The organism is Thiothrix nivea DSM 5205 (assembly GCF_000260135.1).
Classification (GTDB): domain Bacteria; phylum Pseudomonadota; class Gammaproteobacteria; order Thiotrichales; family Thiotrichaceae; genus Thiothrix; species Thiothrix nivea.
The window spans coordinates 3493084-3513692 of the sequence record NZ_JH651384.1 but is presented as its reverse complement, the minus strand read 5'-3'; the positions used below and the strand labels follow the sequence as shown (position 1 = coordinate 3513692).

Sequence of the window (20609 nt, the reverse complement as noted above, 5' to 3'; positions counted from 1 at the left end):
TGCTCAACTGTCAAGGGTGGACGAGTAGCTGACTTGCCTGTCGGGTCACCGATCATCCCGGTAAAGTCACCGATCAGGAATAAAATATGATGCCCAGCCTCCTGGAACTGGCGCATCTTGTTTATGAGTACCGTGTGGCCAAGATGCAGGTCTGGCGCGGTTGGGTCGAAGCCAGCCTTAATCCTCAAAGGTCGGCTCTTTTTGAGTTTCTCAACGAATTCAGCCTCGACCAAGACTTCTTCACTTCCTCGCACCAGCTCTTGCATCTGGTCAGCAAAATGCTCCATTAATTACACTCCAAGATTGACAATTCTTTAATTTTGATCTACATAGACGGTTAAGTTTATCAGCTTTCTCAGATGTTAAAGTCAAGTGAGTCATGTAGGGTGTCGTTAATTTTTGGCTGATAAACGTGGTGAGTCAACATATATTGAATTCAGGAATGATTCAGTACATACTCGCTAACCTCCGCGACCTAACGGAATTTCTGTATTGTTTTTTATACAGAAAATACAATTTGACTTCAGTATGGAGTGAAGCCCTTGTTATCGTTTAACCGAAGGCCATTCCCGGACAAGAAAAAGAAAACCTGGGATGAAGCCGTAAGACGTTACAATTTGCCCACTGGCGGGATTGAAATCAGCATTTCTGGTGATTATAAACCCAAACCAGCGAAAAACTTCTTCAAACCAGCCCCCGTCAACGTCAGGCAAGAAAAGAAAGCGCCTGTCGCCCCAGTCGCCACCTCCCCGAAGAAGCCCCTTCGCTACATTGCTACCCGATCCATACTCCTGACCTGCGGACTAGCGACATTGGGCAATCTTCCGGTGTACTCCATGATCAGTACACCAGAAAACGACAAAATTCTGAGCCTTACAGATCCACGCCTAGATAAAAGCTCACCAGCACAGATCATCAAGGATCTGAACCTCCCCGCAGTTGCCGTTGAGTCCTTCTCTGGTTATGCCGTTGACGCACTACCGGATGCCACACAAGGCAGTTGGTCGATGCGCGCCCTCGGCGACAATGACACGCTTAAATCAGTCATGAGTGAATTGGAACTGACCAAAACCTCAGAAAAATTGCTCAAAGATTCTGCTATCGAGCAAGAACTCAAGCACCTCAAAGCCGGAGCCTACATTCTTACCCAGGTCGTGGATGGAAGTCTGCAACAACTGATTTACGCCAAAAACAAGACTGAAGCCTACATTGTCTCCGCGACTGACGAAGGCTTTACTGGCCACTGGGAAAACGATGTATTTGAAGTCCGCAATTCAAAGGTTGCGTTTAGTGTCAAACACTCCATCCCGCGTGATGGCAAAGCGGCTGGGCTAAGCAAATCCCTGATCCGCCAGATCAGCCAGGTTTTCCAGCAGGATGTTGACTTCAAACGCGGCGTAAAAGTCGGCGACAAGATTGGCGTTATCTTTGAGGATTTCGTCTACCAAGGTGAAAGCATCTATACCGACAAAATACTGGCGGCTGAATATGCCAGCAGCAAGAATACGTTTCAGCGTATCCGCTTTACCCTGGAAGACGGCAAGACCGGCTATTTCCGCCCTGATGGCGACACTGAGCTGAAACGCACCGCATTTGACCGCAAGCCGCTTGAGGGTCGCATGAGTTCTGGCTTTGGTATGCGCCGCCACCCTGTCTTCGGGCTACGCAAAAACCATGCAGGAACAGACTTTGCCGCGCCGCGTGGCACGCCAATCCATGCCACGGCAGATGGCAGCGTCAAGTTCATTGGTCGCCAGGGTGGGTACGGTAATGTCATTGAATTACGCCACAGTGAGGGCGTTTCCACCCTCTACGGCCATATGTCTGGCTTCAAGGATGGGCTTAAATCCGGTGAAAAAGTCAAACGTGGCGATGTCATTGGTTACGTAGGCTCTACCGGCACATCAACTGGCAACCATGTGCATTACGAATACCGCATCAACGGCGAACCACAAAACCCGATGACCGTAGAATTGCCCAAAGTTGGCATCATGAGCGAACCTGAAATGCATGCCTTCAAGAATTTTGCCAGCGCCATGGGTGAGCAGTTAGCAGACTTGCGCAAACTGGCTTTGGTGGATAAGCCAGCTACCGGACAAACCGGGGGGTAACACGAACCACACCTAATGACGGGAGTAGTATGACAGACAAGCCGAAAAACCTGAGCGCACTGGAAGCATTACAGCAACTCAGTGAAGGTAACCAGCGTTTCATCAACAACGCCCGCAGCCTGGATACCGTGTTGACACGCGCGCAAAGGGAAGTACTGACAGCCGGGCAAAACCCCTTCGCTATCATTCTCGGCTGCTCTGATTCCAGAGTACCGGCTGAACTGGTTTTCGACCAAGGGTTCGGCTCCCTGTTTGTCATCCGTGTGGCGGGCAACATTGTTTCTCCCTCCCAGGTCGGTAGCGTGGAATTCGCCGCGACCCAGTACAACACCCGTCTGGTAGTGGTAATGGGACACACGCATTGTGGTGCAGTTTACGCCACACTGGACGTGTTGCGCAGCAAATCACAGCTTCCCTCCCGGGGGCAGCGATCCATTGTGGAGCGCATTTCCCCGGCCATCGCACAATTAATGGAAACCCCCTTGCGCGAGCAGCCCGATGAGCTGATCAGACACGCGGTGCGCGCCAATATCCGGGCTTCTGTCAGTCACTTGCAGCACGGTTCCACTATTTTGGAACAGCTGGTGGCTGAAGATGACTTGCTGATTGTCGGCGCGGAATATTCACTGGAAACCGGTTTGGTCGATTTCTTCGACATGCCAATGTAAAAGAAAAGCACTCCTATAACTGACTGTTTACCCAGCGGACAATATCCGCTGCCCCCATTGCACCGGAAATACGCCCGATCTCCTTACCGCCCTTGAACAGCGCCATGGTCGGGATGCTGCGGATACCCAATTGCCCACCAATCATTTGGTGGTCTTCCGTATTCAACTTGGCGAAACGCACTTTCGGTTCCATTTGACCGGCAGCCTGCTCAAATGCCGGAGCCATCATCCGGCACGGCCCGCACCAAGGTGCCCAAAAGTCAACCAGCACCGGAATGTCATTACGGCTGATATGCTTAGCAAAATTCGCGCCAGTCAGCGTTGCAGGGTGGCCGTTGAACAACTGGCTCCCACATTTGCCACATTTGGGGTGCTCACCCGTGCGGTTTTCAGGAATACGGTTGGTGACGCCACACGCAGGGCATACCAGATTGATCGGGTTACTCATGTGATATCCTCATGCTGTTATTTCTTAACCCCAATATGGGGCTTCCCGACACCGTTTAAACCCTATGACTGTGCACCGTGTCGCTCAGGGTCTAACATCCCCTGTGCCGAGGCAAGGTTTACTGATAGCCACATCCGCCAGATCGCGGGCTTTCTGGTTGGCGTTTTTAACAGGTTTGACCACATCGGTGACGCAGATTTCATCGGCAGTCATCTTACTGACCACCAGATAGGAAGTGGTTTTGTCGGGCTTTTCCAGATTTTCGCTGACGTTGTAGCGCACGATCAAGGCAATGGGTATGATTTTCTTGCCTTCCTTTTTGACCCGCCATTCGGCCTTGCTGCCCAGTGAAGAAAAGCCGCTGGAAACCGTCGACCAGAGTTCCAGTGGAAACTCTTTACCAGCCGGGCGCAGCACATTGAGGGTTTGGCGAAGATCCCCCTCAATCAAATCCAGCTGATAGCCCCCAGCACCGGGACAACGACCTTTGTAATAACCAACCTCCGCCTCGTCGGCTTGCAGGGTTGTACAATCCTGGGTATCCAGGCTGGTGTAAACACTGTCGATCTTCGCGCTGGCGGCTCCGGCAGGCAGAGCCAAAACGTAAACCAGCGCTCCCATCAGATGCGGAATGATGGCTTTCATTTTGCTTCCCTCACATTACTTGAATTCACGGTAAAAACTTGTTCGGTTTATTGCAATACCCCGCCTCGCGCCTGCTGGAAAGTGGCAGCATACAGGATAGATGATGAACTACTTATCGAACTAACATAAGGTGATTTACCTCAAAGACATTACCCAAAAACAGGGCGAATCAGAATGTCCCATTTTGGTAAAGCAGCATTTCTTTCCAGCCTCGCCTCAACAGCCTCCATAGCTTTTTTGCTGAGGGTCACACCCTTCTCATAAACCTTGCGACTGAATTCGACCATGGGGTTGATGCCTTTCCAGGTCATGGTTTTTGCCCATTCCAGCAGGGTTTCGGCATCCTTGAGCTGGGTGCCGTTCCAGTGTTGTTCCAGAATCCCCCAGCAGCGTTCAATCGGGTTGTACTTGCTGTGGTAAGGCGGGTAGTACAGCAGGTGGACTGTCTTACCGGTATGGTTGGCGAATTCCACCATGCGCTTGAGGAATTGCGTCCTGATCCCGCTGCTTTCCGGGCCATTGTCCGCTTTGATCTGGATGCACTGGCAGGCGTCCTTGTCAGCAGAAGGCATCTGTTCCCATACCCGGCACAGGGAATCCACGATGAAGTCACTGGTTTTGCTGGAACTGCCGAAGGTCAGGTAAACCTGCCCACTGTCCTCATCCAGTACGCCAAAAGGGATGTATTTCTCTTTGCAGCCCATCTCATGGTCAGCGGCTTTATTGTCACCCCGTGTTTTCCCGCCCCGTGAGTAGTCACCGATGTTGACGGTCGCCTTGCAGTCCATGCTCAGGCGTTTGACCGCCCCATCGGCAAACTGCCCATCGTTGGCCTGGATATTGGCGAAGATGGCGTCGGTTTCTGGAATTTTTTTTGCGGCTTGGCTTTCTCCACCTTGCGCAGGCGGTAGCCATTCCGGTTGAGTATCCGCGCCATGGTGCTGGGGGCGGGCACTTGTCCACCGCTGAAACCCATGGCCTGTAACTGCCGGATGGCTTCCGCCGCCGTCAGGCGGGTGTAGGCGATGCTGCTGCGGAATGTCGGGTCTTGCTGGCTATGTGCTTCCGCCAGCGCCAGCAAGGCGGCTGCCGCTTCCGGCTGGGTTTCCTCCCAGCGCTTCTGGCCACAATACGCCGCCTGCGCACCCACGCAAACCATGCCGCTGCGCTGTTCCTCCAAACCCAACTGCACCCCCTCCCGACCCCAGCCAAAACACCTTTCAGTCTGGCGGGCGTTGCCTGCACAATATTTCCGGCTCATGTCCGCCTGGAACGCACGGCGGGTGCTGCCAGACATTTTCGAGGCCGCCAGTTTCAGGTCGGCTATCTGGGATTCACTCAGGATCGGGTTAGCTGTTTGGGGTTCGGGGGGCATGGGGATAGGGACTCCGCTTGTCGATAAGACAAGTGTAGCCATTGCGGGGGAATCTTTCAGGGAAATCCCCTAAGTTACCCTCGAAGAAATCCAGGTATTACCTCAACATACGTTGGATGTTCAGTACGAAAGCTGGCCAAAACGCGCAAACGATCAGCCCCATCAGTGTGAAGACCCAACCCTCAAGGACGTTGTGGATCTTGCCAGACCTGTCGGCAAAGTACTCAAGACACAGGCGCTTGACGGCTATGCTTGGTCTAGTGAAATTGTGACGGCAAGCTTCTGATCGAAACTCGCCCCCCAATCAGGCCAATCCCAAAAATCCGCTAAACCCTGGTTCAGACCTTCCCCTCCCCCTTCAACTCCTCATACCACAACGGATTATGATGCTGGATGAAAGCCACCTCGGCATAACCGGATTTCATCGTTTCCAGTGACTCGCGTTCCTCAACCACGGCGAAGTAGATATGCGCCACCAGCCCGACCAGCACCAGCAGCACCGCCGCCAGATGGATCACCAGCGCCCAGCGGAACATTTCCCCCAGCAAGCTTGTCGCTGAAAACGCCAGCAGCTTCGGCCCGAGGAACATATACATCCCGGTCACGGCAATTCCGACGGAACAGGCGATGATCATCGTCCCCAGCAGCCGTTGCGCACCGTTGTAACGCCCCTGCGGCGGCACTTTCTTGTCCTTCATCAAACCGAACAGATGCGCCAGCGTGATCGTCATGGAACTCAGATCCCTGATAGCCGCTTTTGGCGTCAGCACCAGCACGTTCTTCAGGAACGGCTTCACCACCCGCTTGAAATTCAGCACGGAATAGACCGCAATCACGCCCGCCCAAACGATACCACCGATGGCGTGCAGCAACACCACCGTGTCGTTGCCGCCCAGCAGATTCTGCACGAAGGTCGGCCAGAACGCCGGAGCCAGCCGCACGAAGTCGCCGGAAATGATAGCGAAACCGCTCAGCACCAGCGCAAGCCAGAAGAAGGCGTTGAACCAGTGAATGAAAATTACGTCTTTGGTACGCACCTTGATGGTCGGTTTAGTGCTCATGGCTGCCCTCCTTTTCACTCACTTCTTTGCGACGGTCGATCACTTTCTTGATGCCTGCGCCGAGGAACAGCGCCGCCATGCCGCCCACGCCCAACGCGCCAATCGGGTTGACGATGTTTTCAATTACCTTGCCGGACAGATGCCGCTCATGCAGGGTTGGCATGACCTCATCCGGGATGGCTTTGCCTGCGGTGTAATAATAATGGTTCGGGCCAATGTCCACCTCGTCGGTGGTCAGGCGCTGCCATTCCTTTTCCTTCAGCAGTTTGGAAACTTCAGAATTCGGGTCATTGGCGTCACCGAAGATCAGCGCATGGCCAACGCAGGTTTCCACGCAAGCAGGTTGCAAGCCTTGGTCGATACGTGGCTGGCAGAAAGTGCACTTGCTAATGGTGTTAGTGACAGGATTCAGCCAACGAGCGTCGTATGGACAGGCAGGCACACACAGTTCACAGCCGGAACAGATGTCGTGATCCACCAGCACGATGCCGTCCTCGCGTTTCCAGGAAGCGCCGGAGGGGCAAGCCTCCACGCACGGCGCGTCGTCGCAATGCTGGCAACGTCCGGGGAACAACTGCACTTCCGGCATTCCCTTGGCGTTGAGGTATTCGACTTCCTTCACCCAGTCGCGGGAATAGCCCAGCGGGGTGTCCCATTCAGCGCGGCAGGCGACTTCGCACGCCTTGCAGTTGATGCAGCGGGTGGTATCCGCCAGCATGACATATTTGGCTACCATGACTTACCTCCTCAAACCTTTTTCACAGTGACCATGGAGGTGCCCATGGAGATGCTGCCAATGTGTTTTTCGCGCGTGTCGGACGCCAGCTCGGAATCCGACAGCCCCTTGCCTGCCGCTGTGGTCATGCGTTTGTCCCAATGGCCGAAGCCGTGCACGGTGAACACAGTATCCGGGCGGATGCGGTGTGTGACCTTGGCCTTGATCGTGCCGCCGCGCCCCTTGCGGTCGTGGATTTCCACCGTGTCGCCATCGGCGATACCGAGCTTTTTCGCAGGCTCCGGGTTGATCCACAGCATGTTTTCCGGCATGAAATAATTCAGCCAGATGTTGTCCTGGGTACGCGCGTGGGTGTGGAAACCGATACGCCCGAAAGTAAAATGGAACTCCCCGTCATTCGGGCGCGGCTGTTCTTCCCACTCAATCGCGTCTTCCATACCCAGCGCCTTCAACTGGCTGGGCACCAGCTCGATCTTGCCGCTGGGGGTCGGGAACACCGACTTGCCGCCGAATTCGCGCGGGAAGTTGATCTTGTCATCGGCAGGCTTCTTGATGATGCCTTTTTCCTTCAGTTCGGCCAGCGAGTAACCGGCCTTTTTCAGGCGATCATCCAGCATGTCAGCGACGGTTTCGTGCGGGAAGTAGGCTTCCAGCCCCATACGTTTGGACAGCTCCTTGCAGATATCCCATGAGCCTTTGGTGTCATGCAGCGGCTGCATGGCCGGTTCGCGCAGGGCGATGAAGCCTTCGCGCGCACCGCCGGTTTGCAGGTCGTCGTAACGTTCCAGATAGCTGGCTTCCGGCAGGAGAATGTCGGCGTAGCTGTTCATTTCGTTGGGGATCACGTCCGCCGCTACGTAGAAATCCATGTTCAGCAGCGCCTTGCGCACGGTGTCGTAGTCGGTGCTGTTCATGAAGCCGTTGCCACCTGCGGTCAGCAATGCTTTCAGCGGGTAGGGCTCCTGATCCGCCATCGCCTTCCACATTTCGTTGGTCAGGCCGTATTGCGGGTTAGCCAGCGGCCAGCGACCGGGTACGCCTGCACCGTCAGCGCGTTGAATCTTGCCCTCTTCGCTCACAGCAAACGGATTGTGGGAAAAATCGAAATCACCATGCCCTTCTTCACGACTGACATGCGCGTGAGGAAATTCCGGCAGGTCGATTTCCGGTACCTTGATGGTTTGCGGGGTGAAAATACCGCCCTTGCGATCCCACACGCCGAATAGCGAGTTGAGGATGGCGATACTCATGCCGGTACCGAGATCGTTGGAACTGCGGGTCAGGCGGCGCGGGCTGTAGACGAACACGGCAGGTGCTTTCTGTGCCATTTCCAACGCGATACGACGCACCGTCTCCGCCGGGATCGAAGTGATGGGTTCCTGCCATTCCGGAGTATATTTTTCGACCCTGGCAGCCAGTTCATCCAAACCGGTGACGTATTCTTCGACAAATTTCTTGTCGTACAAGCCGCCCTTGATAACCACATGGATCAGCGCCAGCAAGAAAGCATGGTCAGTCAGCGGGCGGATGGACAGCCATTCATCGGCCTTGGAAGCGGTAATGGTATAACGCGGATCGGCGTAAACCACTTTCGCGCCATTCGCCACCCCGTCGATCCAGCCGAGGGTTTCGCCGTTGTGCAGCGATTCGGTGACGTTGCGCCCCATCATCAGGAAGTATTTGCAGTTTTCCAGATCAATGGTTTCGTTGCCGGTCAGGTTCTTGCCCGCAATCACCATGTTGGAAACGCCGCGCGGACCGCAGCACAGGCCGAATACCGGGCTGGTGGTATTCGGCGTGCCGAAGGCGTGCGCCAGACGGTGATAAGGCTTTTCCCAGGTGCCGTGACCGATCATCACCAACGCCTGCGGGCCGTATTTTTCCTTCACCTTGTTGAGTTCGTGCGCCACCTTGTCGAGCGCTTCATCCCACGGCATCGGCCGCCAGTTGTTTTCGCCGCGCGCGCCTACCCGTTCCATCGGCTGTTTGAGGCGGTTGGGGGCAAATGCAACCTGGATGCCGGAATTACCCTTACCGCACACCACGCCACGATTGAGCGGATGTTCCGGATTACCGTCGATCTTGAATGCCTTGCCGTCGCGCGAACGCACTTTCAGCCCGCAGCGCCAGTAGCACATATCGCAGAAACCCCAGTGTTCCTCAAAATCCTTGAGCACTTCGGCATCGTGTGGGGTGTTGATGCGCGCATGGGCTTCGGTGGCCAGCGCGGTAGCGGATAAAGCGGTAACGCCCGCCATGCTTTTCAGGAAACCACGGCGGGAGAGGCCGCCCGAGTGATCAGGCTTACTCACATTTTTCTCCTAGCGGATATTGATAGCGTTTTGATACCCCTTATTTTCCAGACAAAAATGCTTTGGTACTTTGATGACGCTCAATCGCCACCGATCAGTTTTCTGACTTAAGTCAATAAGCTGTCAATTATTTGATTTTGGCTTGGAGCGGATCACCAGTGCAATCCCGCCCAGAATCGCAAGATACCGGTGTCTTTCAGTGCTACCCGACACAGCAGAGAATTGCCGACGAAGGCGATGATGGCGAGCGTGGTCAGGGCAATCAGGCGGATGGGCGACATGGCGGCGGAATTCTGGTGGCTATGGTTGAAAACGGCCATGTGCCACGTCGTTTCACGATAGTAGCATGAAGCTTATTGCCACATCTTTTGCAGGTTGACCGAGTTGGAATGTACGCTCCAACAGGCTTACCCGCCCCGTTGCATCCAGCAGAATGACGGTGGAACAGCGCGTGCCGTAATGTTCGCCGCTGATGAAGACGGGGGAAAGCCAACGTTCTTTTTCCAGCCCGATACCGGTATCCGGCAGGTCGGCATCGGCAGCAGGAATTGTATCCGCCAGTAAGGCAAACAGGTCTTCCACCAGCAGCATGGCCGGGTCATGTACGAGGTCGGTGAAATGCTGTTTACCACGCCGGACTTTCGGCCAAGGCGTATCCAGAAAGGCGTTACTGAGGGCGTGGACACCGGGTTGCAAAGGTGTGGCTGCCTGTCCGTTGCGGTTGGAAAAGTAGTACAGCCGGTCGGGCAGTGTTCCCGTAATCAGGTTGAAGCCGCCGTAGCGGTGTCGCTCGTTAGCCAGTACTTGCAGGCTGGCTTGCGTATCCGCCGCCGTCACCATGTCGCGCACCAGTAAGCCGCGCGAGCGCTCCGCCGCCTGTGGAACACCGGAACGATGGTTAGTCACTAGCGCCAGCCGCGCATACTCCCCGTTCAGAGCCAACCAGGAACCGGCGGATTCCACATCGCGCCCGCCGATGATACCGGGGAAATCTTCCCACGCGTGCAGCGGCAATGCCGGGCGGTGGAAATATTCGTCGCGGTTAGCGGCCAGGATGAAGGGGTAATCCGAACGTTGGCGGATGGCGATCAAGGCGAAGCACATGGGGAAAACCTTGCTGTCAATTTGGTAAAAAGCATACCCCTTTACAATCTGCCATGCATGTCATCATTGGCAGAAAATGCATATTGCCAATATAGCTCTTTACCATTACCGTTAAAAGACAATCCAGCCAGCCTTGCCACATTGACCGTAACATGGAGATCATGACTACGGACAATGTTTGGCGGGGGATGGAGTTGCCCATTGCTGTTCATGTTATCCGGTAAGCAATATGGATAAGCGCCCACTGACCACCACATTGCAAAGCTGACATTGCTATACTGCTCCCATGGGAAAGAAAGACGTAATCAGCAAATCCGTGCTCGGCCATCTGGCCGCCGACATCGCCAATTTATTGTTGGGTTTTCAGGTGGATACCCAGACGGTGGAGTTGCTGGACACCGAACACCAGCGGGTGGAGCAACGCCGCGCTGATCTGGTCGCCAGGATGCACGACTTGGGCAAGGCCGAGGATTTCATCCTGCACATCGAAATCCAGAACCAGAATGAATCCTTGATGCCGTTGCGTATGTTGAGGTATTTCAGCGACATCCAGTTCGCCCATCCGCAGGAAAGAATTCACCAGCACCTGATCTACATCGGCAAGGACAAACTGACCATGCCGGACTGCTGGGAAGCGCCCGCGTTCACCTACCGTTATCCGATGCTGGACATGCATACGGTGGATTGCAGCCTGCTGCTGACCCAGGACACGCCCGACGCACTGGTGCTGGCCATCCTATGTGACTTCAAGGGCAAGCCCGAACAGGAAATGGTCAACTATATCGTGCTGCGGTTGCGCGAGCTGATGGGCGAAGATGAAAGTGGTTTCCGCAATTACTTTGAAATGCTCGAAACCCTGGCGGAAAACCGCGACCTGCAAACCAATATCGAGGAGGCCGAAAAAATGCTGACTGAAGTGGACATCACCAAATTTGCATCCTACAAGTGGGGGATGAAGGCAGGGCTAACCCAAGGCATCGAACAGGGCGAAAAAAGAAAAGCATTGGATGTTGCCCGTAACCTGTTACAGCTTGGCATCCTTCCAGATGAAGAAATTGGCCGTATTGCTGGGCTGTCTCTGGAAGACATCCAAACGTTGCGTGCGAAGCATTAACCGTCAATAGGCATATGGAAAAGCGCACACTGGCCATCACATTGCAGGCTGACTGGAAAGCCGCCTTGCGTGCCGCCGGGAAAGCCGCACAGAAAGACAGCTATCAGGGCGAAACCCTCAATTTTCAGTCGCCCGGCGCATTCTTTTCCCGCCTGACCGAACGCCGCTGGACGATCATCAATACCTTGCAGCAAGGCGGAGCCATGGGGGTGCGTGAGCTTGCCCGTCAGGTCGGGCGCGATGTGAAGCGGGTGCATGAAGATGTTCAGACATTACTGGAACTGGGCTTGATTGAGCGGAATGAATCAGGCGCATTGGTTTGCCCTTACGCTGATATTCATGTGGACATGCATATCATACCTCGACAAGTAAAAGCAGCTTGAAACGAATACAGATAGTAACTGCAATATGCACGCCCTGACATATACTGAGAGCGGGAGGTAATAACATGAATGCACGCGAGTTGTTGGCCGAAATTGCCTTGCAGGAAGACAGTACCCGCCAGTTCAAGGCCGATGTCCGCAATGCCGAATCGCTTGCTGCCGAAATGGCCGCTTTCGCCAATTCCAACGGCGGCGTCATTTACATTGGGGTGGCGGACGACGGCTCCACGCCGGGACTTGCTCCGCAGGATGTCGGGCGCATCAACCAGTTGATCAGCAACACCGCCAGCCAACTAGTGCGCAGCCCCCTGCACGTACAGACCGAAAACATCCGGCTCGACAACGGCAATCTAGTCGTCCGTCTCACGATTCCACAAGGTTTGGACAAACCTTATTTCGACAAAAACGGCGTCATCTGGCTCAAGAATGGCGCGGATAAACGCCGCATCAACTCCAAGGAAGAATTGCGCCGCCTGTTTCAGGTCACAGGTCAGTTCCATGCTGATGAACTCCCCACCAAAGCGGGTATCGACAAACTGGACAAGCTGCGTTTCCGCGATTTCCTGCAAGACGTGTACGGCATCCCCTACCCGGATTCGCCACAAGAACTGCTGCGCCTGCTGCAAAACATGAGTCTGGCGACTGATGAAGGGCAACTGAATCTGGCTGGTGTACTGTTGTTCGCAGAACGTCCGCAATGGATCAAACCCCAGTTCGTGGTCAAGGCCATCCGCTACCCCGGCAATGAAATCCACGCCGACGCTTATCTGGACACAGAAGACTTTGAGGGCGCACTGCGCAAGATTTACGACGACACGCTGGCCTTCATCATGCGCAACCTGCACAAGGTTCAGGCAGGTCGCGGCGTCAACGCGCCGGGTACGCCGGAAGTCCCGCCCGTGGTATTCGAGGAATTGCTGGTCAACGCGCTGGTGCATCGTGACTATCTGATCGACGCGCCCATCCGTGTTTTCATCTACGACAACCGTATCGAAATCATCAGCCCCGGCCATTTGCCCAATAACCTGACGGTCGCCAAAATCCGCAGCGGTAATGCCAACAGCCGCAACCCTATCCTGCTCTCCTACGCAGCCAAGGGCGTGTTGCCCTATCACGGGCTGGGTTCCGGCATCCGCCGGGCGCTGGGGGTTTACCCGCAGATTGATTTTGAGGATGACCGGGAAGGGTGTTTGTTCAAGGTAACGGTGTGGCGTAAGAATTTGAACCAACCATTATGACCGTGCAAAAGCGTCTACTGACCGTCACATTGCAAAGCTGACATTGCTATACTGCCCCCATGGGAAAGAAAGACGTTATCAGCAAATCCGTGCTCGGCCATCTGGCCGCCGATATTGCCAATTTATTGTTGGGTTTTCAGGTGGATACCCAAACGGTGGAATTGCTGGATACCGAACACCAGCGGGTTGAACAACGCCGCGCTGATCTGGTCGCCAGGATGCACGACTTGGGCAAGGCCGAGGATTTCATCCTGCACATCGAAATCCAGAACCAGAATGAATCCTTGATGCCGTTGCGCATGTTGCGGTATTTCAGCGACATCCAGTTCGCCCATCCGCAGGAAAGGATTCACCAGCATCTGATCTACATCGGCAAAGACAAGCTGGCCATGCCGGATTGCTGGGAAGCGCCCGCGTTCACTTACCGCTATGCGGTGCTGGACATGCACACGGTGGATTGCAGCTTGCTGCTGACCCAGGACACGCCCGACGCACTGGTGCTGGCCATCCTGTGTGACTTCAAGGGCAAGCCCGAACAGGAAATGGTCAACTATATCGTGCTGCGGTTGCGCGAGCTTATGGGCGAAGACGAAAGCGGTTTCCGCAACTACTTTGAAATGCTCGAAACCCTGGCGGAAAACCGCGACCTGCAAACCAATATCGAGGAGGCCGAAAAAATGCTGACTGAAGTGGACATCACCAAATTTGCATCGTACCGGTGGGGGATGAAGGCAGGGCTTGCTGAAGGCGAACACAAAAAAGCGCTGGATGTTGCCCGCAGCCTGTTACAACTTGGCATCCTTCCTGATGAAGAAATTGCCCGTGTCGCCGGGCTGTCACTGGAAGAGATCCAAACCTTGCGCGCGAAGCATTAACTGTCCGTAAACTGTCCGTAAAAATATGGAAAAGCGCACACTGACCATCACATTGCAGACTGACTGGAAAGTTGCCCTGCGTGCCGCCGGAAAAGCCTCACAGCAAGACATCTATCAGGATGAAACCCTCAATTTTCAGTCAATTTTCAGTCACCCGGCGCATTCTTTTCCTGCCTGACCGAACGCCGCTGGACGATCATCAATACCTTGCAGCAAGGCGGAGCCATGGGGGTGCGTGAGCTTTCCCGTCAGGTCGGGCGCGATGTGAAGCGGGTGCATGAAGATGTTCAGACATTACTGGAACTGGGCTTGATTGAGCGGAATGAATCAGGCGCATTGGTTTGCCCTTACGCTGATGATATGCATATCATACCTCAGCAAAAGGAAGCGGCTTAAATGTTGGATATAACCGGGGTTTCACATGCGCTCTGCCTTTATCAGCTATTCCCTCAAGGATGAAGCCAAGGTCATCCCCTATGAAAACCGGCTGAAAACGCTGGATATTGCCGTATGGCGTGACAAAAGCGGTTTGCGTCAAGGGCAGTTATGGCCGATGCGTCTGGGCGAAGCGATTGCCGAACAGGATGTACTCCTGCTGTTCTGGTCGGCCAATGCAGCAGCTTCGCACTTTGTCACGCTGGAATGGAATACCGCGATTGCCCTGAAGAAAACCCTTATTCCGGTGCTGCTGGATGAGCAGCCGTTACCCAATGTCCTGAAGCCCTATCACTGCTTTACCGATGTTTCCCAACTGAGTACACATGTTCTGTCACTCATACCAGCACAACAGCCGCCGCAGAACCAAACCCTGCTGACAGAACTGAAAGCCGCGCAGGAAGATGCCGGACAAGCGCTGGATATTGTCAAACACCACATTCAGCAGCATATCCAGCAAGACAACTGGCGGGTGGGTGGCAATGTCTATCAGGTGCAGGGCGATTTGCATATTGGCTCATCCGGCCAGGGAGACAGTAGCTGGCCGAATCGCTGGTCACTGTGGCTGGGAATACTGGCGGCCTTGTTGACGATTATCGCGTTGGCCTTTGATATTCCCACAAAGTTTGCCGAAGCCTTTCCCGGCTTTATGCCGAAGGAAACCAAAGCCATCACCACCGCCGGATTGGTGCAGGACGAAAACGGCAATCCGTTGGCCGATGTCAGCATTCAGCTTCCCGAACTCGGTGTACAGACGCAGACGAATGCCGCAGGCCGCTTTACGTTTACCTTGCAGCCTGATCAGCAAAAATTACAAAGCAGCCGCCTGATTGCCCAAAAAGCGGGCTATACTACGTGGAACGATTACGTCACCTTGGGTGATCCCGCTTTTAATTTTTCGCTGCATAAGGAATAAGACATGCAAAGACTGGGCTGGTCTTTCATTCTGGGGTTCTGCTTATTACTGCCCTCGCTGTTAATGGCTGATGAGATTTATCTTTACGGGCGTATTACCGCTTACGGTGAGAATGATGAAGAAACCCCGATAGCCAATCTCAGCATTTTTATCGAAGAACCCGCTGATCTTAACAGCCGCGATACGTCAACGTCCGACGGCAAATTCAAACTGCGGCTGACCGACAACATCGCTTCAGGCGAGCGTATTGTCCTGGCGACGGGCAAAGGCAGTGGTCAGGCATGGGCAATGCTCTACCCCTTCCGTGGCAAGGTGAACATCCCCCAACAGCCGGAGAAAGACCCCATCAAGGTGGTGCTGGTTCCAGCAGATTCTTACAAGCTCAAGTCAACGGCAGAAATGCGCTCGATTATTCAGGAAGCCGCCGCCAAACAAGCGCTACAGCAAACGCTCAAACCCGAAGAAAAAGAGCAAAGCTGGCAGCAACAACTGGCTACGCTGGCGAAAGACAAAGGCATCCCGCAACAGCAATTCCTGGATGATGTTGACGCCTTCGTGAATGAGGTGCTGGCAAAGCCTGATGACTACGATGCCGAAACCCGTGCTTACGCCGAATACGCCAACAAAAACTTCAGCACCGCCGAAAAGAATTTCGCCGAACTTGCCGAAGCACAAAAGCAACAGCACGAGAAACAGCAACAAGCCTTGCAGAAGACAGATGAGAAACTGGTCAGCAACCTGAAAATGGCAGGACGCTCCGCAGACGGTGATCAGCGTTATCTGAAAGCCATCGGCTATTATCAGGAAGCGTTGGATTATGTTGATAAGGAAAAGCAGGCAGAGCCATGGGCGGAATTACAGGTTCTGATCGCTAATGCTCACCAACAATTTGCTGCGCAAACAGAAGGCGAAGCCATTGCCGAACACTTTGCTCAAGCCGTCGAAGCTTATGAACAAGCCTTGACGGTGTATACTCGCGAGCAATTGCCGCAGAATTGGGCGATGACGCAGAACAACCTGGGGAATGTCTTGCAGAAACAAGGCAGCCGCACCGGCGGCGAGGCCGGGCAAACTCTGCTGGGCGAGGCGGTGGACGCTTACCGCGCGGCGCTGACGGTGCATACCCGCGAGCAGTTGCCGCAGGATTGGGCGGCCACGCAGAACAACCTGGGGGTTGCCTTGCAGGAACAGGGCATCCGCACTGGGGGCGAGGCCGGGCAAACCCTGCTGGGCGAGGCGGTGGACGCTTACCGCGCCGCGCTGACGGTGAGAACCCGCGAGCAGTTGCCGCAGGATTGGGCGATGACGCAGAACAACCTGGGGCTTGCCTTGCAGAATCAGGGCATCCGCATCGGCGGCGAGGCCGGGCGAACACTGCTGGGCGAAGCCGTGGAAGCCTACCGCGCGGCGCTGACGGTGTATACCCGCGAGCAGTTACCGCAGCAATGGGCGGTGACGCAGAACAACCTGGGGGTTGCCTTGTCGGAACAGGGCATCCGCACCGGGGGCGAGGCCGGGCAAACCCTGCTGGGCGAGGCTATAGCACACTTTCGCTCAGCACTGGAAGTCAGAACCAAAGAACACCTCCCTTACGATTGGAAACAAACCAGTCAAAATCTGGCAGAAGCATTGAATAGCCTTGGCTACCAATGGACTGAGAAGCCTGAACACTATACCGATGCCCAAAAGTTGCTGGAGGAGGCTGTTGAAATTGCACCGGACAATCCCGCTTATCGTGACAGTCTCGGCTGGGTTGAATACCGTTTGGGTAATCTGCAAAGCGCCGAACAGCATCTGCAACAGGCATTTGCCGCGTTTCCCCATCCTGAACACGCCAGTCACCTGATTGAAGTGCGGTGGAAACGGGATAAAACTGCCGAGGCCGAAAAACTGCTGACAGAAATGCTGGCGAAGCATCCCGATGATGAACGTTTATTGGCAGTGAAAAAGCAGATGGAATCACCTTCCAAATAAGCTACCCAACCGATCCTATGGATTGTTGCCTCGCATGTTTCGGGAAATTGTGTGACAAACCTCTCATCCCAGCGTAATTGTCGTATTTGCCACAAAACCTGAAATCGTTAATTTGCTTTCATAACAGTCGCTTGGCCACATGGCACACCCCTTGCTTTACCTCCCCCATACACCGACCCGAGGTAACGCCCATGATGAAGTCCAAGGACATCGCCGAACTGCTGAACGAGCCAGCCTGTTCCCACAACAAGAAGGAGAAATCGGGTTGCGCCCGCCCCAAACCGGGGGCTTCGGCTGGCGGCTGCGCCTTCGATGGCGCGCAAATCGCCTTGTTGCCGATCGCGGACGTGGCGCACATCGTCCACGGCAGCATTGCCTGCGCGGGCAGTTCCTGGGATAACCGGGGAACCCGCTCCAGCGGCCCGCGCCTGTTCAAGGTTGGCATGACTACCGACCTGACCGAGCAGGATGTGATCATGGGGCGCGGCGAAAAGCGCCTGTTCCATTCCATCAAGCAGGCCATCGACGACTACAGCCCCGCCGCCGTGTTCGTGTATAACACCTGCATTCCCGCGCTGATCGGCGACGACATCGAAGCGGTGTGCAAATCCGCCCAGGAACGCTGGGGAACCCCGGTCGTGCCGGTTGATTGCGCCGGATTCTACGGCACCAAAAACCTCGGCAACCGCATTGCCGGTGACGCCATGGTAAAACACGTGTGCGGCACCCGCGAACCCGACCCTCTGCCACGCGGCGCGCAAAGCGGCGATTTCAAGGTGCATGACATCAATCTGGTCGGCGAATACAACATCGCGGGCGAATTCTGGCACGTGCTGCCACTGCTCGATCACCTCGGCCTGCGCGTCCTGTGCACGCTCTCCGGCGACGCCCGTTACCGCGAAGTCCAGACCATGCACCGCGCCGAAGTCAACATGATGGTCTGTTCCAAAGCCATGCTCAACGTCGCCCGCAAGCTGGAAGACAGCTTCGGCACGCCGTGGTTTGAAGGCAGCTTCTACGGCGTGGAAGACACCAGCAAGGCGCTGCGCGATTTCGCCCGCCTCATCAACGACCCTGACCTGACGGAGCGCACCGAACGCCTGATCGCCAGCGAAGAAAAACGCATCCACAAGGCGCTGGAACCGTGGCGCGACCACCTGCGCGGCAAGCGCGTGCTGCTCTACACCGGCGGGGTGAAATCGTGGTCGATCGTCTCCGCCCTGCAAGACCTCGGCATGACCGTGGTCGCCACCGGCACCAAAAAATCCACTGAGGAAGACAAGGCACGCATCCGCGAAATCATGGGTGAAAACACCAAAATGATCGACGACGGCAGCCCGCGCGCCCTGCTCGACACCGTGCGCGATTACCAGGTCGACATCCTGATCGCGGGCGGACGCAACATGTACACCGCCCTCAAGGCACGCATCCCGTTCCTCGATATCAACCAGGAACGCGAATTCGGCTACGCCGGTTACGAAGGCATGATCGAATTGGCCAAACAACTCGCCCTGACCATCGAAAGCCCGATCTGGAAAGCGGTGCGCAAACCCGCGCCATGGGCAGTCGCCGCAAGCACCACAGAGGAAACCAGTCAGGAGACCGCCCATGCCTGAAGTTACCAAGCGCAAAAAAGCCCTCTCGGTCAGCCCGCTGAAAGCCAGCCAGACCATCGGTGCCGCGCTCGCCTTCCTCGGTTTCCACCGCGCCATGCCGATGCTGCACGGGGCACAAGGCTGCACCGCGTTCGGCAAGGTATTTTTCGTGCGCCATTTCCGCGAACCGATTCCGCTACAAACCACTGCGATGGATCAGATAGCCGCCGTAATGGGTTCTGACGAAAACGTGGTCGAAGGCTTGAAAGCCATTTGCAGCAAAAACAGCCCGTCACTGGTCGGCGTACCCACCACCGGTCTGGCCGAAACCCAGGGCAGTGACGTAACCATGGCAGTCGGCGAATTCCGCAAGAAATACCCCGAATACAACCACATTCCGGTAGTGCCGCTCTCCACCCCCGATTTCAGCGGCTGTCTGGAAACCGGCTTCGCCAAGGCGGTGGAAGGCGTGATCAATGTGCTGGTGCCGGACGCAGAAACCGCAGGCACCAAACCCGGCAAGCGCCCTCGCCAGTTGAACGTACTGGTTAATTCTTCACTAACCCCCGGTGATCTGGAGGCACTCAAGGACATCATCGAACTGTGCGGCTTCCGCCCACTGATCATGCCCGACCTGTCCGACTCGTTGGACGGCCATGTGACTGATGCCGATTTCAGCCCGCTGACTATTGGCGGCACGCTGGTATCGGAAATGGCCACCCTGGGTGATTCAAAAGCCACTTTGGTGATCGGTGCGTCGTTGAATGCGGCGGCGGATTTACTGAAGGAACGCACTGGCGTGCCGGACTACCGTTTCGATCACCTGATGGGGTTGGAAGCCAACGACGTCTTCATCGATACCCTGCACCAACTTTCCGGGGAACCGGTGCCGCAGAAGCTGCAACGCCAACGTGCGCAATTGCAGGATGCAATGCTGGATACACACTTCATGCTCGGCCTGTCGCGTTTCGCCATCGCTGCTGACCCGGATTTGCTGAACGGCTTTTCGCATTTATTGGCGGAAAATGGTGCGTATACCGTTGCGGCAGTTGCCCCTGCCAATGCACCTGCCATCAAAAAGATCGTGACTGAACACGTCCACATCGGCGACCTGGAAGATCTGGAAAAAGCCGCCGAAGCGAATGAGGCCGAAGTGCTGATCTGCAACTCGCACGGGCAGGAAACCGCGCTGCGTTTGGGCATTCCCCTGCTGCGCGCCGGGTTCCCGCAATACGACTTGGTCGGAGGCTATCAGCGGCAGTGGATCGGTTATGCCGGTACGCGCCAGACGCTGTTTGATCTGGCGAATATTTTATTGTCGCTGGAAAAAGGCGAGATTCACCCGTACCACTCGATTTACGCGCAAAAGCGGGATGATGAAATTACCCATTTCGGTAAAAGTTTATCCGTGACGCAGCACTGAAACACCATTCAACAAAAGAAAATCCCGTTGGGGAATGGGTCAGCGACCTGAAAAGCTGGCAGGAGAGAGGTAAAACGCGCACAAAAAATTGCCCGCCAGGAGGGGCGGGCAAGGGAGGATAAGTGAGCCGGGTAGCTAGAGAGAGGAGAGGAGGAGTTACACCCCGGCCCACTGCCAACTAAAATCGGTATCAATC

The 20609-nt window shown here is 55.2% G+C and carries 21 protein-coding genes and 1 pseudogene (1 of these 22 running past the window's edge); 13 read left to right on the top strand and 9 right to left on the bottom strand.

From position 1 onward, the window contains the following. Window positions 1-287: the start of a tyrosine--tRNA ligase gene (gene tyrS / locus THINI_RS17640; RefSeq protein WP_002709905.1), read on the bottom strand. It extends 913 nt beyond the left edge of the window; only the first 287 of its 1200 coding nucleotides appear in the window; it begins with the start codon at window positions 285-287; its stop codon lies off the left edge, out of view. A gap of 549 nt (window positions 288-836) precedes the next feature. Here tyrS and THINI_RS23700 point away from each other — a divergent pair. Both THINI_RS23700 and THINI_RS17630 read left to right on the top strand, forming a co-directional pair. Further along, window positions 837-2111, top strand: a complete 1275-nt coding sequence (locus tag THINI_RS23700; protein ID WP_154724449.1) for a M23 family metallopeptidase — start codon at window positions 837-839, stop codon at window positions 2109-2111. 29 nt (window positions 2112-2140) lie between these two features. Next, window positions 2141-2779 carry a carbonic anhydrase gene (locus tag THINI_RS17630; protein ID WP_002709903.1) on the top strand — a complete coding sequence of 213 codons (639 nt, stop codon included), beginning with the start codon at window positions 2141-2143 and terminating at the stop codon, window positions 2777-2779. 13 nt (window positions 2780-2792) lie between these two features. Here THINI_RS17630 and trxC read toward each other — a convergent pair whose 3' ends face one another. The 3 genes and pseudogenes from trxC to THINI_RS24500 all read right to left on the bottom strand — a co-directional run bounded on the left by trxC (window position 2793) and on the right by THINI_RS24500 (window position 5031). After that, window positions 2793-3227: a thioredoxin TrxC gene (gene trxC / locus THINI_RS17625; protein WP_002709902.1), complete on the bottom strand. Its 435-nt coding sequence runs from the start codon at window positions 3225-3227 to the stop codon at window positions 2793-2795. Window positions 3228-3311: 84 nt separating this feature from the next. Continuing rightward, entirely contained in the window at window positions 3312-3872 is a 561-nt protein-coding gene (locus tag THINI_RS17620) for a hypothetical protein (RefSeq protein ID WP_002709901.1), read from the bottom strand. Window positions 3873-4021: 149 nt separating this feature from the next. Continuing rightward, window positions 4022-5031: pseudogene (locus THINI_RS24500) on the bottom strand (ISAzo13 family transposase). A gap of 328 nt (window positions 5032-5359) precedes the next feature. Between THINI_RS24500 and THINI_RS25780 the strand changes: the two are divergent. Beyond that, window positions 5360-5533: a hypothetical protein gene (locus THINI_RS25780; protein ID WP_169314643.1), complete on the top strand. Its 174-nt coding sequence runs from the start codon at window positions 5360-5362 to the stop codon at window positions 5531-5533. Window positions 5534-5585: 52 nt separating this feature from the next. Here the strand turns inward: THINI_RS25780 and THINI_RS17605 are convergent, their stop codons facing one another. The 5 genes from THINI_RS17605 to THINI_RS17590 form a co-directional block, all read right to left on the bottom strand. After that, complete coding sequence (locus THINI_RS17605) at window positions 5586-6308, bottom strand: cytochrome b/b6 domain-containing protein (protein WP_002709900.1); 723 nt, start codon at window positions 6306-6308, stop codon at window positions 5586-5588. Beyond that, entirely contained in the window at window positions 6298-7044 is a 747-nt protein-coding gene (locus THINI_RS17600) for a 4Fe-4S dicluster domain-containing protein (protein WP_002709899.1), read from the bottom strand. Before THINI_RS17600 ends, THINI_RS17605 begins: the two co-directional genes overlap by 11 nt. An 11-nt stretch (window positions 7045-7055) precedes the next feature. Continuing rightward, window positions 7056-9356 (bottom strand): molybdopterin-containing oxidoreductase family protein, encoded by a 2301-nt coding sequence (locus THINI_RS17595; RefSeq protein WP_002709898.1) that lies wholly within the window; start codon window positions 9354-9356, stop codon window positions 7056-7058. A 152-nt stretch (window positions 9357-9508) separates the two neighbouring features. Continuing rightward, on the bottom strand, window positions 9509-9676 hold the full coding sequence (locus tag THINI_RS26080; RefSeq protein ID WP_211206993.1) for a hypothetical protein: 168 nt from the start codon (window positions 9674-9676) through the stop codon (window positions 9509-9511). 13 nt (window positions 9677-9689) lie between these two features. Further along, the gene (locus THINI_RS17590; protein WP_002709897.1) at window positions 9690-10460 is read right to left on the bottom strand and encodes an NRDE family protein; all 771 of its coding nucleotides are present in this window, start codon (window positions 10458-10460) and stop codon (window positions 9690-9692) included. 286 nt (window positions 10461-10746) lie between these two features. Between THINI_RS17590 and THINI_RS17585 the strand changes: the two genes are divergently transcribed. From THINI_RS17585 to nifN, 10 genes are all read left to right on the top strand, one after another. Further along, window positions 10747-11574, top strand: a complete 828-nt coding sequence (locus THINI_RS17585; RefSeq protein WP_002709896.1) for an RpnC/YadD family protein — start codon at window positions 10747-10749, stop codon at window positions 11572-11574. A gap of 14 nt (window positions 11575-11588) precedes the next feature. Further along, complete coding sequence (locus THINI_RS17580; RefSeq protein ID WP_002709895.1) at window positions 11589-11957, top strand: HVO_A0114 family putative DNA-binding protein; 369 nt, start codon at window positions 11589-11591, stop codon at window positions 11955-11957. A gap of 65 nt (window positions 11958-12022) precedes the next feature. Next, window positions 12023-13195, top strand: coding sequence for an RNA-binding domain-containing protein (locus THINI_RS17575; protein WP_002709894.1), 1173 nt, complete (start codon window positions 12023-12025; stop codon window positions 13193-13195). Between the two features lie 59 nt (window positions 13196-13254). Next, window positions 13255-14070 carry an RpnC/YadD family protein gene (locus tag THINI_RS17570; protein ID WP_002709893.1) on the top strand — a complete coding sequence of 272 codons (816 nt, stop codon included), beginning with the start codon at window positions 13255-13257 and terminating at the stop codon, window positions 14068-14070. 25 nt (window positions 14071-14095) lie between these two features. Next, window positions 14096-14248 (top strand): hypothetical protein, encoded by a 153-nt coding sequence (locus tag THINI_RS26075; RefSeq protein WP_211206992.1) that lies wholly within the window; start codon window positions 14096-14098, stop codon window positions 14246-14248. After that, entirely contained in the window at window positions 14245-14466 is a 222-nt protein-coding gene (locus tag THINI_RS26070) for an HVO_A0114 family putative DNA-binding protein (RefSeq protein WP_483754793.1), read from the top strand. Before THINI_RS26075 ends, THINI_RS26070 begins: the two co-directional genes overlap by 4 nt. A 25-nt stretch (window positions 14467-14491) precedes the next feature. Then, on the top strand, window positions 14492-15421 hold the full coding sequence (locus tag THINI_RS17560) for a TIR domain-containing protein (protein WP_002709892.1): 930 nt from the start codon (window positions 14492-14494) through the stop codon (window positions 15419-15421). Between the two features lie 3 nt (window positions 15422-15424). Then, window positions 15425-17395 (top strand): tetratricopeptide repeat protein, encoded by a 1971-nt coding sequence (locus THINI_RS23695; protein ID WP_002709891.1) that lies wholly within the window; start codon window positions 15425-15427, stop codon window positions 17393-17395. Window positions 17396-17586: 191 nt separating this feature from the next. Then, complete coding sequence (gene nifE, locus THINI_RS17550) at window positions 17587-19011, top strand: nitrogenase iron-molybdenum cofactor biosynthesis protein NifE (RefSeq protein ID WP_002709890.1); 1425 nt, start codon at window positions 17587-17589, stop codon at window positions 19009-19011. Then, window positions 19004-20413 carry a nitrogenase iron-molybdenum cofactor biosynthesis protein NifN gene (nifN, locus tag THINI_RS17545; RefSeq protein WP_002709889.1) on the top strand — a complete coding sequence of 470 codons (1410 nt, stop codon included), beginning with the start codon at window positions 19004-19006 and terminating at the stop codon, window positions 20411-20413. Before nifE ends, nifN begins: the two co-directional genes overlap by 8 nt. Window positions 20414-20609 lie beyond the last annotated feature (196 nt).

Excerpts from the sequence above, each read along its gene's own strand:
- THINI_RS23700 (WP_154724449.1), top strand. The coding sequence starts at position 837 with ATGATCAGTACACCAGAAAACGACAAAATTCTGAGCCTTACAGATCCA.
- THINI_RS17630 (WP_002709903.1), top strand. The coding sequence starts at position 2,141 with ATGACAGACAAGCCGAAAAACCTGAGCGCACTGGAAGCATTACAGCAA.
- trxC (WP_002709902.1), bottom strand. The coding sequence starts at position 3,227 with ATGAGTAACCCGATCAATCTGGTATGCCCTGCGTGTGGCGTCACCAAC.
- THINI_RS17620 (WP_002709901.1), bottom strand. The coding sequence starts at position 3,872 with ATGAAAGCCATCATTCCGCATCTGATGGGAGCGCTGGTTTACGTTTTG.
- THINI_RS17605 (WP_002709900.1), bottom strand. The coding sequence starts at position 6,308 with ATGAGCACTAAACCGACCATCAAGGTGCGTACCAAAGACGTAATTTTC.
- THINI_RS17600 (WP_002709899.1), bottom strand. The coding sequence starts at position 7,044 with ATGGTAGCCAAATATGTCATGCTGGCGGATACCACCCGCTGCATCAAC.
- THINI_RS26080 (WP_211206993.1), bottom strand. The coding sequence starts at position 9,676 with ATGGCCGTTTTCAACCATAGCCACCAGAATTCCGCCGCCATGTCGCCC.
- THINI_RS17590 (WP_002709897.1), bottom strand. The coding sequence starts at position 10,460 with ATGTGCTTCGCCTTGATCGCCATCCGCCAACGTTCGGATTACCCCTTC.
- THINI_RS17585 (WP_002709896.1), top strand. The coding sequence starts at position 10,747 with ATGGGAAAGAAAGACGTAATCAGCAAATCCGTGCTCGGCCATCTGGCC.
- THINI_RS17580 (WP_002709895.1), top strand. The coding sequence starts at position 11,589 with ATGGAAAAGCGCACACTGGCCATCACATTGCAGGCTGACTGGAAAGCC.
- THINI_RS17575 (WP_002709894.1), top strand. The coding sequence starts at position 12,023 with ATGAATGCACGCGAGTTGTTGGCCGAAATTGCCTTGCAGGAAGACAGT.
- THINI_RS17570 (WP_002709893.1), top strand. The coding sequence starts at position 13,255 with ATGGGAAAGAAAGACGTTATCAGCAAATCCGTGCTCGGCCATCTGGCC.
- THINI_RS26075 (WP_211206992.1), top strand. The coding sequence starts at position 14,096 with ATGGAAAAGCGCACACTGACCATCACATTGCAGACTGACTGGAAAGTT.
- THINI_RS17560 (WP_002709892.1), top strand. The coding sequence starts at position 14,492 with ATGCGCTCTGCCTTTATCAGCTATTCCCTCAAGGATGAAGCCAAGGTC.
- THINI_RS23695 (WP_002709891.1), top strand. The coding sequence starts at position 15,425 with ATGCAAAGACTGGGCTGGTCTTTCATTCTGGGGTTCTGCTTATTACTG.
- nifE (WP_002709890.1), top strand. The coding sequence starts at position 17,587 with ATGATGAAGTCCAAGGACATCGCCGAACTGCTGAACGAGCCAGCCTGT.
- nifN (WP_002709889.1), top strand. The coding sequence starts at position 19,004 with ATGCCTGAAGTTACCAAGCGCAAAAAAGCCCTCTCGGTCAGCCCGCTG.